The organism is Agromyces larvae (genome assembly GCF_022811705.1).
GTDB classification, from domain to species: domain Bacteria; phylum Actinomycetota; class Actinomycetes; order Actinomycetales; family Microbacteriaceae; genus Agromyces; species Agromyces larvae.
On record NZ_CP094528.1, the window covers coordinates 2655674 to 2672200 of the forward strand.

15 protein-coding genes are annotated in these 16527 nt (G+C 70.6%); 8 read left to right on the forward strand and 7 right to left on the reverse strand.

Going from position 1 to position 16527, the window contains the following annotated elements:
• Positions 1–8 precede the first annotated feature (8 nt).
• The 5 genes from MTO99_RS12825 to MTO99_RS12845 all read left to right on the forward strand — a co-directional run bounded on the left by MTO99_RS12825 (position 9) and on the right by MTO99_RS12845 (position 6323).
• Positions 9–1010 carry an electron transfer flavoprotein subunit alpha/FixB family protein gene (locus tag MTO99_RS12825; protein ID WP_243554037.1) on the forward strand — a complete coding sequence of 334 codons (1002 nt, stop codon included), beginning with the start codon at positions 9–11 and terminating at the stop codon, positions 1008–1010.
• Between the two features lie 425 nt (positions 1011–1435).
• Positions 1436–2632, forward strand: coding sequence for a cytochrome b/b6 domain-containing protein (locus tag MTO99_RS12830; RefSeq protein ID WP_243554038.1), 1197 nt, complete (start codon positions 1436–1438; stop codon positions 2630–2632).
• Between the two features lie 63 nt (positions 2633–2695).
• Positions 2696–4222: an MmgE/PrpD family protein gene (locus MTO99_RS12835; protein WP_243554039.1), complete on the forward strand. Its 1527-nt coding sequence runs from the start codon at positions 2696–2698 to the stop codon at positions 4220–4222.
• A complete protein-coding gene (prpB, locus tag MTO99_RS12840) occupies positions 4222–5130 on the forward strand; it encodes a methylisocitrate lyase (RefSeq protein ID WP_243554040.1) in 909 nt (302 codons plus the stop codon). The genes MTO99_RS12835 and prpB overlap by 1 nt, the downstream gene beginning before the upstream one ends.
• A complete protein-coding gene (locus MTO99_RS12845) occupies positions 5127–6323 on the forward strand; it encodes a bifunctional 2-methylcitrate synthase/citrate synthase (protein WP_243554041.1) in 1197 nt (398 codons plus the stop codon). Before prpB ends, MTO99_RS12845 begins: the two co-directional genes overlap by 4 nt.
• Positions 6324–6359: 36 nt before the next feature.
• Here MTO99_RS12845 and MTO99_RS12850 read toward each other — a convergent pair whose 3' ends face one another.
• The 6 genes from MTO99_RS12850 to MTO99_RS12875 form a co-directional block, all read right to left on the reverse strand.
• The gene (locus tag MTO99_RS12850) at positions 6360–7994 is read right to left on the reverse strand and encodes an alcohol dehydrogenase catalytic domain-containing protein (RefSeq protein ID WP_243554042.1); all 1635 of its coding nucleotides are present in this window, start codon (positions 7992–7994) and stop codon (positions 6360–6362) included.
• An 86-nt stretch (positions 7995–8080) separates the two neighbouring features.
• Entirely contained in the window at positions 8081–8848 is a 768-nt protein-coding gene (locus MTO99_RS12855; protein WP_243554043.1) for a hypothetical protein, read from the reverse strand.
• Complete coding sequence (locus tag MTO99_RS12860) at positions 8845–9753, reverse strand: ABC transporter ATP-binding protein (protein WP_243554044.1); 909 nt, start codon at positions 9751–9753, stop codon at positions 8845–8847. The genes MTO99_RS12855 and MTO99_RS12860 overlap by 4 nt, the downstream gene beginning before the upstream one ends.
• A complete protein-coding gene (locus MTO99_RS12865; RefSeq protein WP_149160782.1) occupies positions 9750–10109 on the reverse strand; it encodes a GntR family transcriptional regulator in 360 nt (119 codons plus the stop codon). Before MTO99_RS12865 ends, MTO99_RS12860 begins: the two co-directional genes overlap by 4 nt.
• Positions 10110–10276: 167 nt before the next feature.
• A complete protein-coding gene (locus MTO99_RS12870; protein ID WP_243554045.1) occupies positions 10277–10651 on the reverse strand; it encodes a hypothetical protein in 375 nt (124 codons plus the stop codon).
• 68 nt (positions 10652–10719) lie between these two features.
• Positions 10720–11611, reverse strand: a protein-coding gene (locus MTO99_RS12875) for an IS5 family transposase (protein WP_435520756.1) whose coding sequence is annotated in 2 segments (ribosomal slippage) — positions 10720–11265 and positions 11267–11611 — 891 coding nt in all. Because the reading frame shifts where the segments join, the coding sequence is not laid out codon by codon here.
• A gap of 110 nt (positions 11612–11721) precedes the next feature.
• Between MTO99_RS12875 and MTO99_RS12880 the strand changes: the two genes are divergently transcribed.
• Positions 11722–13116: a serine hydrolase domain-containing protein gene (locus tag MTO99_RS12880; protein WP_243554046.1), complete on the forward strand. Its 1395-nt coding sequence runs from the start codon at positions 11722–11724 to the stop codon at positions 13114–13116.
• 4 nt (positions 13117–13120) lie between these two features.
• On the opposite strand, the gene MTO99_RS12885 is transcribed toward MTO99_RS12880, so the two are convergent.
• Positions 13121–14119, reverse strand: a complete 999-nt coding sequence (locus MTO99_RS12885) for a DMT family transporter (RefSeq protein ID WP_354002485.1) — start codon at positions 14117–14119, stop codon at positions 13121–13123.
• A gap of 103 nt (positions 14120–14222) precedes the next feature.
• On the opposite strand from MTO99_RS12885, the gene MTO99_RS12890 reads away from it, so the two are divergent.
• Together MTO99_RS12890 and lpdA are read left to right on the forward strand one after the other, a co-directional pair.
• Positions 14223–14837, forward strand: coding sequence for a signal peptidase II (locus MTO99_RS12890; protein WP_243554047.1), 615 nt, complete (start codon positions 14223–14225; stop codon positions 14835–14837).
• A gap of 10 nt (positions 14838–14847) precedes the next feature.
• Positions 14848–16248, forward strand: a complete 1401-nt coding sequence (lpdA, locus tag MTO99_RS12895; RefSeq protein ID WP_243554048.1) for a dihydrolipoyl dehydrogenase — start codon at positions 14848–14850, stop codon at positions 16246–16248.
• Positions 16249–16527 lie beyond the last annotated feature (279 nt).

Consider the following 16527-nt stretch of genomic DNA (forward strand, 5'->3'; position numbering starts at 1 on the left):
AGCTCCCGATGACCGACCACGCACCCGACTCGATCCTCGTGCTGCTCGACGTGACCCCCGCCGGGGCGCTCGCGAAGAGCTCCGCCGGGCTGCTCGGCGCCGCCGCCGCCGTGGGCACGCCCGTCGCGCTCATCGTCGGCGGCGGGGACGGCGGCGCCGGCTCCGGCGCCGACCCCGACGCGCTCGCTCGCGACGCGGCCGCCCTCGGCGCCGGCCGCGTGCTGCTCGCCCCGGGCGGCGACACGCTCACCGTGCCCGCCGCCGACGCACTCGAGGCGGCGGCCCGGCTCGTGCAGCCCGACGCGGTGCTCGTCTCGAACTCGCTCGACGGCCGCGAAGCCGCCGCACGGTTCGCGGCACGCAGCCGCTCGGGCCTCGCGGTCGACGCCGTGGGCGTGTCCCGTGACGACGAGGGCGTGGTCGCGCACCACTCGGTGTACGGCGGCGCGTACGACGTCGACTCGGCTGTGACGTTCGGCGCGCCCGTCATCACCGTGCGCCAGGGCGCGATCGACGCACGCGCCGCCGCGGTCGACGCCCCCGTCGTCGAGCGGCTCGAGGTGACGCCGTCGGGCCGACGCGGCGCGACCGTCGGCTCGGTCGACGCCGTCGAGGCGACCTCGACGCGGCCCGAGCTCCGCGGTGCCGCGAAGGTCGTGTCGGGCGGGCGGGGTCTCGGGTCCGAAGCGCAGTTCGAACTCGTCGGCCGGCTCGCCGACGCGCTCGGCGCGGCCGTCGGCGCGTCCCGTGCGGCGGTCGACGCGGGGTACATCCCGCATGCGCATCAGGTCGGCCAGACCGGGGTCTCGGTGTCGCCGCAGCTCTACATCGCGCTCGGCATCTCGGGTGCGATCCAGCACCGTGCCGGCATGCAGACGGCGAAGACCATCGTCGCGGTCAACACCGACGCCGACGCGCCGATCTTCGAGATCGCCGACTTCGGCGTCGTCGGCGACGTGTTCCGGGTGGTGCCGCAGCTCATCGAGGCCCTCGAGTCGAAGCGGGCGTGACGATGGCCACCTCGACGACGAACCTCCGACGCGGGCTGCCGCGGGTGCCCGGCGGCGAGCCGTGGCCGCCCGCATCGGCTCCGGCCGTCGTCTCACCGGGTCTCGAGACGCGTGCTCCTTCGTCGCCCGCTCCTCGACCAGCGGAGGCGGGTTCGCCCGAGCGCAGCGAGGACGCGTCTCGCGACCTCGCGACCGGGTCCGCTCAGCCGGTACGGCCCCTGCGGCGCGGGCTCCCCCGGGTCGCGGGCGGCGAGCCCTGGCCGCCCGCATCGGCTCCGGCCGTCGTCTCACCGGGTCTCGAGACGCGTGCTCCTTCGTCGCCCGCTCCTCGACCAGCGGAGACGGGTTCGCCCGAGCGCAGCGAGGACGCGACTCGAGACCTCGCGACCGGGTCCTCGGATCCGGGACGCACGCCTCGTCCCACGGTGGCGGGCACGGTCGCGCTGCGCCGCGGGTTGCCGCGGGTCGCGGGCGGCGAGCCCTGGCCGCCGGCGGGGCTCGCACCCGAGCGCGCCGGGGCACCGATCGTCGCGGAAGCGGCCGACGTGAAGCCCGTGGCATCCGCCGAACCCGAGGCATCCGCCGAATCCGAGGCATCGGCCGAACCCGTGGCATCCGCCGAAGCATCCGTCGCGCCCGAACCGTCTGCGCGCGCGTCCGAAGCGCGGTCGACCGCGCCTTCGGCACCCGAACCCGTTCGCCACGGGCCGTTCACGACGCGGCAGTGGGTCGGCGCGACCGCCGTCGGCCTCGTCGGCGTGCTGGTCGTCGCCGCGCTCGTCGTGCTGGGCACGCGGTGGTTGCTCGACCTGCCGGCCATGCGCGACTTCCTCGTCGCCTACCCCGGCGAGTACCGCCTGCCCGACGCGGCGCCCGTCGGGATCCCGGCATGGCTCGGCTGGCAGCACTTCTTCAACGTGTTCCTGATGGCGTTGATCGTGAAGTCGGGCCTGCAGGTGCGCACCGAGCGCCGACCCAAGGCGCTGTGGGCGCCGAAGCGCGACCCGAAGGCGAAGATCGGGCTGCCCGCCTGGTTCCACCAGTCGCTCGACGTGTTCTGGCTGGCGAACGGCGTGCTCTTCGTCGTGCTGCTCGCAGCGACCGGGCAGTGGATGCGCATCGTGCCGACGAGCTGGGAGGTGTTCCCGAACGCGCTGTCGGCGGCGCTGCAGTACGCCTCGCTCGACTGGCCGACCGAGAACGGTTGGGTGAACTACAACTCGCTGCAGCAGCTCGCCTACTTCGCGACGGTGTTCCTCGCCGCCCCGCTCGCCGCGATCACGGGCTACCGCATGAGCATGTGGTGGCCGAAACGGCAGGGCGGGCTCGCCCGGGTCATCCCGATGGAGTGGGCTCGCCGGGTGCACTTCCCGGTGATGCTCTACTTCGTGGCGTTCACGGTCGTGCACGTGCTGCTCGTGTTCGCGACCGGGGCGCTGCGCAACCTGAACCACATGTACGCCGCGCGCGGCTCGGCCGACCCGACCGCCTCCGCCGACGACTGGACGGGGTTCTGGTTCTTCGCCGCATCGCTCGTCGTCATCGTCGGTGCCGTCGTGGCCGCTCGACCGCTGGTGCTCGCACCGATCGCCCGGCTGTTCGGCACCGTGACCGCCCGATAACCCCCGTTCCGAGAAGACGGCGTCGCGCAGACGCATCCCTCCCCCACCCCCGAGAAGAGGACCATGACCCAGCCCCATCCCACCCGTGTCCACCGCAGCGACGAGCACCTGCCGAAGGAGGGCCAGCTCGCGTGGCGCATCGCCGAGGTGGCCGCCGACCCCGTGGCCGTCGACGACGACGTGGTCGACATGATCGTGAACCGCGTGATCGACAACGCGGCGGTCGCCGCGGCATCCCTGACCCGTGCGCCCGTGATCGCCGCACGCAGCCAGGCGCTCTCGCACCCCGTCTCCACCGGCGGCGCAGGCGCGACGGTGTTCGGTGCCGACGCCGTCAGGCGCACGAGCCCCGAGTGGGCGGCGTGGGCGAACGGGGTCGCGGTGCGCGAACTCGACTTCCACGACACGTTCCTCGCGGCGGAGTACTCGCACCCGGGCGACAACATCCCGCCGATCGTGGCCGTCGCGCAGCATGTCGGCGCCGACGGCGCGGCGCTCGTGCGCGGCATCGCGACCGGGTACGAGATCCAGATCGATCTGGTGCGCGCCATCTCGCTGCACCGGCACAAGATCGACCACGTCGCGCACCTCGGGCCGTCGGCCGCGGCCGGCATCGGCACCTTGCTCGGGCTGCCGGTCGACACCGTGTACCAGGCGGTCGGGCAGGCGCTGCACACCACGACCGCGACGCGCCAGTCGCGCAAGGGCGAGATATCGACGTGGAAGGCGCACGCGCCCGCGTTCGCCGGGAAGATGGCGGTCGAGGCGGTCGACCGTGCGATGCGCGGCGAGACCAGCCCGTCGCCCATCTACGAGGGCGAGGACGGCGTGATCGCGTGGCTGCTCGACGGGGCGGATGCCTCATACGACGTCCCGCTGCCCGCACCCGGCGAGGCGAAGCGGGCGATCCTCGATTCGTACACGAAGGAGCACTCGGCCGAGTACCAGGCGCAGGCCTGGATCGACCTGGCCCGCAAGCTGCACACCGAGCGGCCCGACCTCGCCGACCCGTCCGCGATCGCATCGATCGTGCTGCACACCTCGCACCACACGCACTACGTCATCGGGTCGGGTGCGAACGACCCGCAGAAATACGATCCGGATGCTTCGCGCGAGACGCTCGACCACTCGATCCCGTACATCTTCACCGTCGCCCTGCAGGACGGCGCGTGGCATCACGCTCACTCCTACGCGCCGGAACGCGCCCACCGACCCGACACCGTCGAACTCTGGAAGAAGGTCACCACGGCCGAGGACGCCGAGTGGACCCGCAGGTACCACTCCGACGACCCGAACGAGAAGGCGTTCGGCGGTCGGGTGGTGATCAAGCTCGCCGACGGCGGCGAGATCGTCGACGAGATCGCGGTCGCGGACGCGCACCCGCTCGGTGCCTGCCCGTTCGCGCGGGCCGACTACGTGAAGAAGTTCCGCACCCTCGCCGAGCAGACCCTCGAAGCGGCCGAGATCGAGCGGTTCCTCGACCTCGCGCAGCGACTGCCCCAGCTCACCGCCGACGAGGTGCGACAGCTCACGATCGTGGCTGCGCCCGGCGTGCTCACCGCCTTCCCCGCACCGACCGGGCTCTTCTGATGTTGTATGCGAAGACTCCGGCGCATGAGAAGCGGCGTGCGTTTCGTGAGCGGCTCGCGTCGGGGGAGTTGTTGCGGTTCCCGGGTGCGTTCAACCCGTTGTCGGCGCGGTTGATCGAGCAGCGCGGGTTCGAGGGGGTGTACGTCTCGGGTGCGGTGCTCGCGGCCGATCTCGGGTTGCCCGATATCGGGTTGACCACGCTCAGCGAGGTCGCGGGGCGGGGTCGGCAGATCGCACGGATGACGGAGTTGCCGGCGATCATCGATGCGGATACCGGGTTCGGTGAGCCGATGAACGTGGCCCGCACCGTGCAGGAGCTCGAGGACGCGGGCCTGGCCGGCCTGCATATCGAGGATCAGGTGAATCCGAAGCGGTGCGGGCACCTGGACGGGAAGCAGGTCGTGGACCAGCACACCGCGCTGCAGCGCATCGCGGCCGCGGTCGACGCGCGCCGGGATGAGAACTTCTTGATCATGGCGCGTACCGATATCCGTGCGGTCGAGGGGTTGGATGCGGCGATCGACCGTGCGAAGGCGCTGGTGGATGCGGGTGCGGACGCGATCTTCCCCGAGGCGATGGCGACCCTGGCCGAGTTCGAAGCGGTCCGCAACGCGGTGGACGTGCCGTTGCTGGCGAACATGACCGAGTTCGGCAAGAGCGACCTGTTCACGGTCGACCAGTTGCGCGATGTGGGCATGAACCTGGTGATCTGGCCGGTCTCGCTGCTGCGCCTCGCGATGGGCTCCGCGATGCGCGGACTCGACGAACTCGAAGCATCCGGCTCGCTGCAAACGCAACTCGACCAGATGCAGCACCGCGCCGAGCTCTACGACCTCGTCGACTACCCCGGCTACAACCACTTCGACACCGACATCTACAACTTCACCATCACGAAGGAGCGACCGTGACCGCACCGACCGACATCAAGAAGGGGCTCGCCGGCGTCGTCGTCGACACGACGGCGATCTCGAAGGTCAACCCCGAGACGAACTCCCTGCTCTACCGGGGCTACCCGGTGCAGGAGCTCGCCGCGACCCAGCCGTTCGAGGCCGTGGCCCACCTGCTCTGGCACGGCGAACTGCCGACCGCCGACGAACTCGCCGACCTGCGCCGCGAGGAGCGCGCCCACCGCGCCCTCGCCCCGCGCGTGCGCGCGGCCATCGACCTGCTGCCGCTCGACACGCACCCGATGGACGAGGTGCGCACCGCGGTCAGCGTCATCGGCGCGATCGAGACCGCCGGCATCGACAGCGTGCTCGAGGTCGGCGGCAGCCCCGCCGACAACCTCGCGCGGAGCATCCGTCTGTTCGCCGCCCTGCCCGCGATCGTCGCCTACGGTCAGCGCCGCCGACGCGGACTCGAACCGATCGAACCGCGCGACGACCTCGACTACGCGGCGAACTTCCTCTGGATGACGTTCGGCGAAGAGGCCGACCCGGTCGTCGTCGACGCGTTCAACCGGTCGATGATCCTCTACGCCGAGCACTCGTTCAACGCCTCGACGTTCACGGCACGGGTGGTCACCTCGACGCTCAGCGACCTGCACTCGGCGGTCGTCGCCGCGATCGGCGCGCTGAAGGGGCCGCTGCACGGCGGCGCGAACGAAGCGGTGCAGCACACGCTCGACGAGATCGGCGACGCCTCCCGGGTCGGCGCGTGGCTCGACGACGCGCTCGCGCAGAAGCGCAAGATCATGGGGTTCGGCCACCGGGTCTACAAGCGCGGGGATTCGCGGGTGCCCACCATGCAGGCGGCCCTCGACACGCTCGTCGCCCACTACGACCGGCCGGATGTCGCGGAGCTGACCCACGCGCTCGAAGCCGAGTTCGTCGCCCGCAAGGGCATCTACCCGAACCTCGACTTCCCGTCGGGGCCCGCGTACGCGCTCATCGGGTTCGACACGCTCACCTTCACGCCGCTGTTCGTCGCATCGCGCGTGACCGGGTGGACGGCGCACATCCTCGAGCAGGCCGCGTCGAACGCGCTCATCCGCCCGCTCTCGGCGTACGACGGGCCGGCCGAGCGGCACGTCGAGGGCTACGTGCCCGATGCCGCCGCCCTCGCGGCGGCCGAGCGGCCCGAGGAGGCGCTCGGGGCGTGAGCTGCGGGCGACCCGCGCCGGAGACCCCGTTCGCCGTCAGGCGGGCGGGGTCTCGTCGCGTTCGAGCACGAAGTAGAACTCGCGCCCGTCGTCGCGCGTGTCGCGCCCGCCCATCACGCCCAGCACCGCATCGGCCGACAGGCGCGTGAAGCTGTCGACGATCGGCAACGCGTCGTACACCATCGCGGCGGTGACGACGCCGTCGCGCTCGATCCGCCAGAGCGAGGCGCCGCCCTTCGAGAAGCCGGTGTCGGCGACGAGCCCTCCGTCGGCGCCGCGGCACACGATCGGGTCGACGTCGTCGTCGGCGCGGAACCGCTTGCCGACCCACCGCATGCGATCGAGCAGCCGCTCGGCGCGGTGCCCGGTCGTCACCGCCCATCCCCGCCAGAACCCGCGCAGCTCGTCGGTGCGCACCGGCGGCAGCGAGCGCCAGAGCTCGGCGAGCGCGGCATCCGACAGCGATCGGTCGCGCAGTGTGCGCAGCGGGTCGGATGCCTCGCCGGCCACGGCCTCGGTCGCCGGCGCGAGCGGCTCGCGCAGCGAAGCATCCGTGGCATCCGTGGCATCCCGCCGCACCAGCACCGCCTTCACCGCGCGGCCCGCGCGCGCGTCCGCGACCGCCCGGCCGATGTCATCGAAGTCGTACTCGGCGACCAGCCGCTCCACCGGGAACCGCCCCGCCCGCCACAGGGCCAGCAGGCGCGTGATGTCGCGGTCGAGCACCGCGTCGCCCTCGATGACGCCGGTGAGGGTGCGACCCCAGAGCAGTCGCCCCTGGGCGATCGACAGCCGGTTCGCACCGGGGCGCAGCGCGACCGTCGCACACACCCCGCGCGGGCCGAGCGCGGCCATCGCGGCATCCATCGCCGGCTGCGTGCCGACCGTGTCGAGCACGTACCGCATCTGGCCGGTCGTGCGCAGCAGCCCCGCGAGGTCGTCGGGTGCGACCGCGGCGGTCGCACCGAGCTCGAGCGCGAGCGCACGGCGGGCGGGCACGGGATCGCTGACCAGGATGTCGCGGCATCCGGCGACCGCGGCCGCCATCACCGCGGCCAGCCCGACCGCGCCGGCGCCGATCACGAGCAGGCCGTCGTCGGCGCCGGGGCGCAGCACGTTGAACACGGTGCCGGCACCCGTGAGCACGCCGCAGCCGAGCGGCGCGGCGATGCTCGGCGGCACGTCGTCGGCGATCACCACCGCGTTCGACTCGCGCGCGATCACCCGGGTCGCCCAGGACGACTGCGACATCCATCCGGTGGTGAGCGCTTCGCCGCTGTCGGCGATCGAGAGCGCGTCGCGCACGGGGGCGTTGTTGAGGTCGGCGAACCGCGCGCACGACGACGGATGCCCGTCGCGGCACGCCCGGCACGCCCCGCACGAGTCGAACCCGAGCACCACCCGGTCGCCGACCCGCACCCGGTCGACGCCGGTGCCGACGGCCTCGACGACGCCCGCGCCCTCGTGCCCGAAGACCGCGGGCAGCGGATACCCCGTGCCGCCGTCGATCGCGACGAGGTCGGTGTGGCACACGCCCGAGGCGAGGATGCGCACGAGCAGCTCGCCGGGCCCGGGGGCCGCGACCGTGACCGGCTCGAGCAGCGGCTCGCCGCCGGGCGTTCGCACCACCGCCGCCAGATCGCGGGCCGTGATCAGGGGGACACTCGTCATCGGGAACCTCGCTCGGCCGTGCAGTAATGTGAATCGAGATTCACATTACTGCACGGCCGGGTTCCTGCACGCGGCGGGTCGTGCGATCAGCGGGGAGTCGCCCGCCGGATCACGAGGTACCCGCCGAGGGCGCAGACCAGGGCGAGCCCGAGCACGATCGTGAATCCGCCGACGATGCCGATGGAGGCGAACCACGTGAAGAGCGACATCCAGCCGTTGCTGAAGGTCATGGTCGCGATGAAGGCGAGGAACAGCGCGATCGCGCTGAACGTCACGACCAGCATGCCCCGCATGCGCCACCGCATGTACACCGTCGTCACGCTCGCGCCGATGAACAACACCAGCAACTGCATCGCCAGCGTCGTGTAGAAGTCGGTGAGCCAGCCCTGCTGGCCGTACCAGAGCGAATCGAACATCGCGATGCCGATCCCCCAGCCGCCGGTCGCCTTCTCGATCTGCACGAGCGTGGCGATCGCGACGGCGTTCAAGAACGAGACGATGCCGAACATCACGCTCGTGCCGATCCAGAAGTCGCGCCGCGTGGTGCCGAAGCCGAGCGCGAACGAGAAGGTCAGGCCGATCGCCTGCACGCCGACGACCACGAGGTACCACTGGGGCGAGAGCACCGCCCAGCTGTAGCGCATGCCCACGGCCATGTTCTCGGCAGGGCCGCCCGCGCCCGTGATGATGAGCCCGATGACCATCATGATGGCCCAGGCGGAGCCGAGGATGATCCACGGGATGCCGAAGAACACCGACGGGTTGACGGCGTGCAGGCGCACGACGCGCCAGATCTCGTGGGCCCGCGAACGGGCCTCGGTGCGCACGATCGGCTGATCGATGACGGCGCTCATGCGGCGACCTCCCGGTCGGTCGAGTCGGCACTCAGGTCGGTGCCGGTCAGGTGGATGATGAGCTGCTGCAGCGAGACCGGCGCGAGCTCGAGCCCGAGTTCGGCGGCCGTGACCCGCTCGGCCTGGTCGAGCCGGCCGTCGATCGTGACCGACGCGAGCCCGCCGAGGTTGTCGCGGCCGATGACGGGCCGGTCGGCCGTGAACGACTCGACCGCGGCGCGCGGCCCGGCGATGGTCGTCGCGGACCCGCGCAGCTCGTCGGCGTCGCGGTCGAACAGGATGCGGCCCTGGTCGATGAGGATGACATGCTCGAGCAGGTTCGCGACCTCGTCGATCAGGTGCGTCGAGAGCACGATCGTGCGGGGGTGCTCGGCGTAGTCCTCGAGCAGGCGGTCGTAGAAGATGTGCCGCGCGACGGCGTCGAGGCCGAGGTAGGGCTCGTCGAAGAACGTGAGCGGCGCGCGGCTCGCGAGCCCGACGATCACGCCGACGGCCGAGAGCTGCCCGCGCGAGAGCTTCTTGACGTAGCGGTTCAGCGGCAGCCGGAAGTCGGCGATGAGCCGCTCGGCGAACTCGGCGTCCCAGTGCTCGAAGAACCAGGGCGCGGCCTTGAAGACGTGCGCGGCCTTGAAGCTGTCGGGGTAGCGCTGCGACTCGGCGATGAAGCACATGCGGCGCAGCACGTCGGCGTGTTCGGCCGGTTCGCGGTCGAAGACCTCGAGGGCGCCGGCGTCGGGGAACAGCTGGCCCGTGAGCAACTGCATGATCGTCGTCTTGCCGGCCCCGTTGCGGCCGAGGAGCCCGTAGATGCGGTTCTCCTCGAGCGTGAAGTCGACGGCGTCGACGGCCGTGAACGAGCCGTAGCGCTTGGTGAGCCCGGTCGCCCTGGCGACGGTGCGGGTCATGATGCGATCCTCTCTGCGCGGACCATCGCCGCGAGTTCTTCGGGGCCGATGCCGAGCTTCTCGGCTTCGACCATGAGTGGTCTGAGGTACTGCGCGGCGAACTCGGCCCGCCGGCGCTCGATGAGACGCTCCCTGGCGCCGGCCGTCACGAACATGCCGATGCCCCGCCGCTTCTCCACGATGCCGTCGTCGACAAGGCGGTTCACCCCTTTCAGCGCGGTGGCCGGGTTGACCCGGAGGAACGCCGCGAACTCATTGGTCGACGGGATCTGACTGCCCTCGAGCAGGGTGCCGTCGATGATGTCGTTCTCGACCTGCTCGGCGATCTGGATGAAGATCGGGCGCGATTCGTCCATACCCGCCTAACTCTGTTGGTTCATTACTCGACTAATGAACCACTGAACCGCGGTGATGTCAACCCCCTGCGCGACATCCGGCCGGGACGCGTTCGAACACCACGAAGTGCCGCTAGGACGTGTTGCTAAAGCCTGGCGGGTGTGAGAGCTCGATCTCTATCGGCTGGCTACTTCGTTGACCGCGACGGCGTGGCCTGCAGGATCAGCTGCCGCGAAGTCGCAGCATCGTCCACGGATAGGTAGAGCTGGCGGAAGTGCTCGGCTTCGTCGAGCCGGATGCTGAGTGCGGCGCCGGTTCCCGAGTAGTTCCAGTAATGCCGCTCACCCTTGGGATGAAATGTGCCGACGAGCTTGCCGGAGATGTCCAGTCCCGGGCCACGCCATCCAGTAGCAATCTGGTAGGGGGCGGGTTCCACGGACACATTCGTAACACTGGACAGCGGGACGGTGAGCTTCCTCCTGAAGCCCCAGAGCTTGTCCAGTCCTTTGGGAACGATGATGAGGTTCCCGTTTTCGATCCTCAATGAGTTCCGGGCAGGCATGCCCCCAGATTATCTGGGTAGCTCCGGGCTCGGGACCTGAGGCACGTCCAGACACTGCCCGCTCGAACCTAAGTCGGGATCTTCCCGGTGCTCGAGATCCAGTGGAGCGTCGCGGCGAGGCAGAGGCCGGCGTGGTAGTTGCGGGCGGTCTTGTCTGAGCGCATCGCGATGCCGCGCCACTGCTTGAGCTTGTTGAAGCACCGCTCGACGACGTTGCGGCCGCGGTAGCGGGCCCGCTGCTGGCCGCCGAAGTCGATCGGTCGTCCGCGGCGCTTGCGTCGGTGCGCGATCTGATCGTCGCGTTCGGGGATCGTCGCGGCGATCCCGCGCTCTCGCAGCCATGCCCGGTTCGCCTTCGACGGGTAGCCCTTGTCAGCGAGCACACGCTCCGGCCGGGACCGTGGCCTGCCCCGAGCACCCGGAACGCGGATCTCACTCAGCGTCGCGGCAAGCATGCTTGTATCCGCCGCTTGCCCGGGGGTGAGGATGAACGCGAGAGCCCTGCCCCTTCCGTCGCAGACCAGGTGGTTCTTCGTCGTCAATCCGCCGCGGGAGCGGCCGATCGCATGATCTGACGGCTCGTCACCGAATTTCTTGTAGTTCGACAGAGCCCCCTGTGGTGCGGGGAAGTGTCGCGCCGTGCTGGTGCACGCGCACGATAGTGGAGTCGATTGACGCGACCCAATCCAGGTCCCCGGACTGCTGCGCGAGCGACTGCGTCTTCTCCAGCACCCGCGCCCACACGCCCTGCTCGGACCACCGGTTGAAGTTCTTGTAGATCGTGTTCCAGTTCCCGAATCGCTCGGGCACGTCTCGCCACGGCGCGCCCGTACGAAACCGCCATGCCGTCGCCTCGACCACCGTGCGCCGATCCACCGGCGGCCGCCCCGTCAACTTCTCCCTCGGGAACAGCGGACCGATCACAGCCCAGGCCTCGTCAGAGATCACATCACGCGACACGCGTTCAAGACTCGCCGACTCGGAGGCTGAAGGTGTTTAGCAACACGGCCTAGGGTGACCGGATGCCGCCCCGCATGCTCCTGCCCCGCTCGGCTCCTTCGCGAGAAGGGGTGTCCCCCCTCGCCGTCACGGCGCTGCTGGACCGGCTCGACGAGCAGGCGATCGAATGCCACTCGCTGATGGTCGTGCGTCACGGGCGCATCGTGGCGGAAGGGTGGTGGGCACCGTACTCCGCTGCACAGCCGCACCTCCTCTACTCGCTGACGAAGTCGTTCACCTCGATCGCGGTCGGTCTCGCGATCGCCGACGGCCTGCTCTCGCTCGACGACCGCCTGGTCGACGTGCTGCCCGAGCACGTCCCCGACGACGTAACCGCTCAGGGGCGGCGCATCACCGCGCACCACCTGCTCTCGATGACCGCGGGGCATCCGACCGACACCCTCGAGGAGGCCTGGCGGCTCGAGCCGGGCGATCTGGTCAGAGGATTCCTGCGACTGCCGTTCGCCGCACCCGAGGGCACGCTCCACACCTACGACAACGCGACCACCTTCATCCTGGCCCGCATGGTGGAACGGGTCACCGGCCGCGAGCTTCCCGACTACCTCGACGAGCGGCTGTTCGACCCCATGGGCATCGAGGCGGGCGAATGGGACCGCGTCGCGAGCGGCCTCGCGTTCGGATTCCACGGGCTCCACCTGACGACCGAAGCGGTCGCCGCGTTCGGCGAGCTGCTGCTGCGCGGGGGCCGCTGGGGCGAGCGGCAACTCGTGCCCCGCGACTACGTCGAGCTCGCAACCCGATCGCACGTCGAGAGCCGCCCCTACGACGAGGGCGGCGTCGGCGCCGACTATCTCAGCGGCTACGGCTATCAGATCTGGATGTCGCGCCACGGCTTCCACGGCAGCGGCGCCTACGGGCAGCACTGCATCGTCGTGCCCGCGCACGACCTCGTCGTGGTCGTGACGTCGGCAGAGCGCACCGTGCAGCAGGCGCAGGACGTGCTCGACGCCGTCTGGGACTGCCTGCTCCCCGGCATCGACCAGGCAGCCGCACCGGCCGACGACGAAGCCCTCGCCGAGCGGCTGCGCACGCTCTCACTGCCGCTGCCCGTACCCGGCGGTCCGCCCGGCCCGCAACTCCCCGTCGCCGCGACGCTCGACTCCTCGCCTGCGGACTCCGCCCTTCCCGACGGCACGGCGGTGCTGCTCGAACCGACGCACGACGGCTGGCGAGCGCGATTCGAGGGGCTCTTCGACCTCCGGATCGGCGACGGGCGATGGGAGCACAGCTCGCCGCTCGGGCGCCCGATCCGCGCCGCCGGAGCCTGGGACGGCGACGCCTTCGTCGCCGACGTCTACGTCATCAGCAGTCCGCATCGCGTCCGCCTCACGGTCGACCCCCGCGAAGGGACGGCCCACGCGGTGTGGACCACGGTGCCGTTGACCGGCCCGGACCTGCTGCGGCACCTCCGAGCCCCGCTGATGACCCGCCCCGACGTCGCGTAGCTGCTCACGGCTCGACGCGGCGCCCCGGCATCCGGAGCCTGCCCTGCGCGAACAGGATGCCGAGCAGCACCAGCACGGCGCCGACCGGTTCGTGCCAGCTCAACTGCTCGCCGAGCAGCACCATGCCGAGCGCCACCCCCACCACCGGCGTCACATAGGTCACGGTCGACACCCCGGTCGGCCCCCAGGCCCGCAGCACGTTGATGTTCCAGATGTAGGCGAGTCCCGTGCCGAGCACGCCGAGCGCCAGCAGCGAACCGACCACCCGCCAGTCGAGCGTCACCGGCCCGATCGCGAGCCACGGCGTGAGCGCGAGCATGACCACCGCCGACACCCCGATCGACAGGAACGCGAACGTCGCCGGCGCGATCGGCCGGTGGCTGAGGAACCGGCGCTGATACCCGAACGTGAACCCGTAGCAGAGCGTCGCGAGCAGGCACGCGAGCTGTCCCGCCAGACTCCCCGTGAGCCCCGAGAGCTGCCACGGCGCGATCACGACGAGCACCCCCAGGATGCCCAGCCCCACGCCGAACCACCGGCTGCCGCCGAGCCGCTCCACGCGGAACACCAGCGTCGCCATCAGGGCGGTCATGATCGGCGTCGTCGCGTTGTAGATCGACGCGAGGCTCGACGACACGTACTGCTCGGCCCACGCGAAGCTGAGGTACGGGATGACGCACGTCGTGAGCGACACCACGAGGAAGTGCCCCCACACCACGGGTTCGCGCGGCAGCACCGGGCCGGCCGTGCCGGAGGCATCCGTCACCCTGGGCCGCGTGACGAGCACGACCAGGCCGAGCGCGATCGCACCCAGCATGGTGCGCGACCAGGCGACCTGCCCGAACGAGACGCCCTCGAGCGCGACCTTCATGAACAGGAAGCTCGCACCCCACACGAGCCCCATGCCGAGGAACTGCAACCAGGCCGACAGCGCGGAGGGTCGCCGGACCCGGGCGGACGCGGTGTCGGCGGACGCGGTCGAATCGGTGGTGCGGGAACTCACGCGACGAGCGTACGACCGCGGTCGGCGTACCGCATCGGCCGCCGACCACGCTGTCCGGAACCCGCCGAAGGTCGGCAGTTCCGACCCGTGCGAGGATGTTCCGGTGACTGAGCAGTCCGAGCCCGACCGCAAGCCCGAGCCCGAGCCGGAGCCCTCGCGGCATCCGGGCCGATGGACCGCCGCGGCGCCGTGGATCGCCGTGGCCGTCGCGATCGCGGTCATCGCGGCCGACCAGCTCACCAAGCTCTGGGCCGAGCAGTCGCTCGAACCGGGCGTGCGCACTCCCCTGCTCGGCGATCTGCTCGGGCTCCAGCTCGTGTACAACCCCGGTGCCGCGTTCTCGCTCGGCACGGGCAGCACGTGGGTCTTCACGATCCTCGCCGGGGTCGGCATCGTCGTCGCGGCGTGGTTCGTGCGGCGCACCCGCTCGCGCGCCTGGGCGATCTGCCTCGGGCTGCTGCTCGGCGGCGCGATCACGCACTTCCTCGACCGGCTGCTGCGCGAGCCCGGGTTCGGCCAGGGCCACGTGGTCGACTTCATCGCCTACGCGCACTGGTTCATCGGCAACGTCGCCGACATCGCGATCTTCGGCGGAGCCGTGCTCGTGGTGCTGCTCGTGGTGCGCGGCGTGCCGCTGCGGCCGGCGAACGACGCCGGCCCTGCGAAGGACGCCGGGCCTGCGGACAACCCCGGGCACGAGGCATCCGACCGGTTCTAGGCTGGAACCCATGACCACCCACTTCGACGTCATCGTCCTCGGCGCGGGCCCCGGCGGGTACGTGGCCGCCATCCGCGCCGCCCAACTCGGCCAGAAGGTCGCCGTCATCGAGGAGCGCTACTGGGGCGGCGTCTGTCTCAACGTCGGCTGCATCCCCTCCAAGGCGCTGCTGCGCAACGCCGAGCTCGCGCACATCTTCCACGACCAGGCCAAGACCTTCGGCATCTCGGGCGACGTGCAGTTCGACTTCGGCGCCGCGTTCGACCGCAGCCGCCAGGTCTCCGAGAAGCACGTCAAGGGCGTGCACTTCCTGATGAAGAAGAACGGCATCGCCGAGTTCGACGGCCGCGGCGTCTTCACCGGCCCGAACGCGATCGATGTGCGCAAGGCCGACGGCTCGGTCGAGCAGCTGACCTTCGCGAACGCGATCATCGCGACCGGGTCGCGCGTGCGCCTGCTGCCGGGCGTGCAGCTCTCGCAGAACGTCGTCACCTACGAGACGCAGATCCTCACGCGCGAGCTGCCCCGCTCGATCGCGATCGTCGGCGCCGGCGCCATCGGCATGGAGTTCGCGTACGTGCTGCGCAACTACGGCGTCGAGGTGACCGTGATCGAGTTCCTCGACCGCGCGCTGCCGAACGAAGACGTCGAGGTCTCGAAGGAGATCACCCGCCAGTACCGCAACATCGGCATCCCGATCCTCGCGTCGACCCGCGTCGACACGGTCGTCGACAACGGCTCTTCGGTCACGGTCAGCTACACCGGCGCCGACGGGCAGCCCGGCTCGCTCGAGGCCGACAAGGTGCTCATGGCGGTCGGCTTCGCGCCGAACGTCGAGGGCTTCGGCCTCGAGGCGACCGGCGTGACGCTCACCGAGCGCGGCGCCATCGCGATCGACGAGCGGATGCGCACGAACGTGCCGCACATCTACGCGATCGGCGACGTCACCGCCAAGCTCATGCTCGCGCACGTCGCCGAGGCGCAGGGCGTCGTCGCAGCCGAGACCATCGGCGACGCCGAGACCATGGAACTCGGCGACTACCGAATGATGCCGCGCGCCACGTTCTGCTCGCCGCAGGTCGCTTCGTTCGGGCTGACCGAGCAGCAGGCCCGCGACGAAGGGTACGACGTGGTCGTCGCGAAGTTCCCGTTCTCGGCGAACGGCAAGGCCAACGGCCTGGGCGACCCGGTCGGCTTCGTGAAGCTCGTCGCCGACAAGAAGCACCTCGAGCTGCTGGGCGGCCACATGGTCGGGCCGGATGTCTCGGAGCTGCTGCCCGAGCTCACCCTCGCGCAGAAGTGGGACCTCGGCGCCCTCGAGCTCGCCCGCAACGTGCACACCCACCCGACCCTGTCGGAGGCGCTGCAGGAGGCGTTCCACGGGCTGGCCGGGCACATGATCAACATGTAGTCACGCGTGACTGGTGATGATGGCTGGTCAACGGATTTGCCCGTTGGCCAGCCATTCCCTTATTGGCAGGTGTTGGGCATGATTGGACGCGTTCGAACTTCTTGCGGACTGATTGCGGACTCATCACGAGCCCCACAGTCCCCACCCAGCGTCCCAGGAGGCTGGCGATGCTGACGGGGTTGGCGAGGAACTGCTCACCCTCCCCCCGAAATGGCCGCGTATTTGACACCCGGTGCTACCCGAGCCGCGCGGGCATCCCCGTATGTCGGACATATGGCG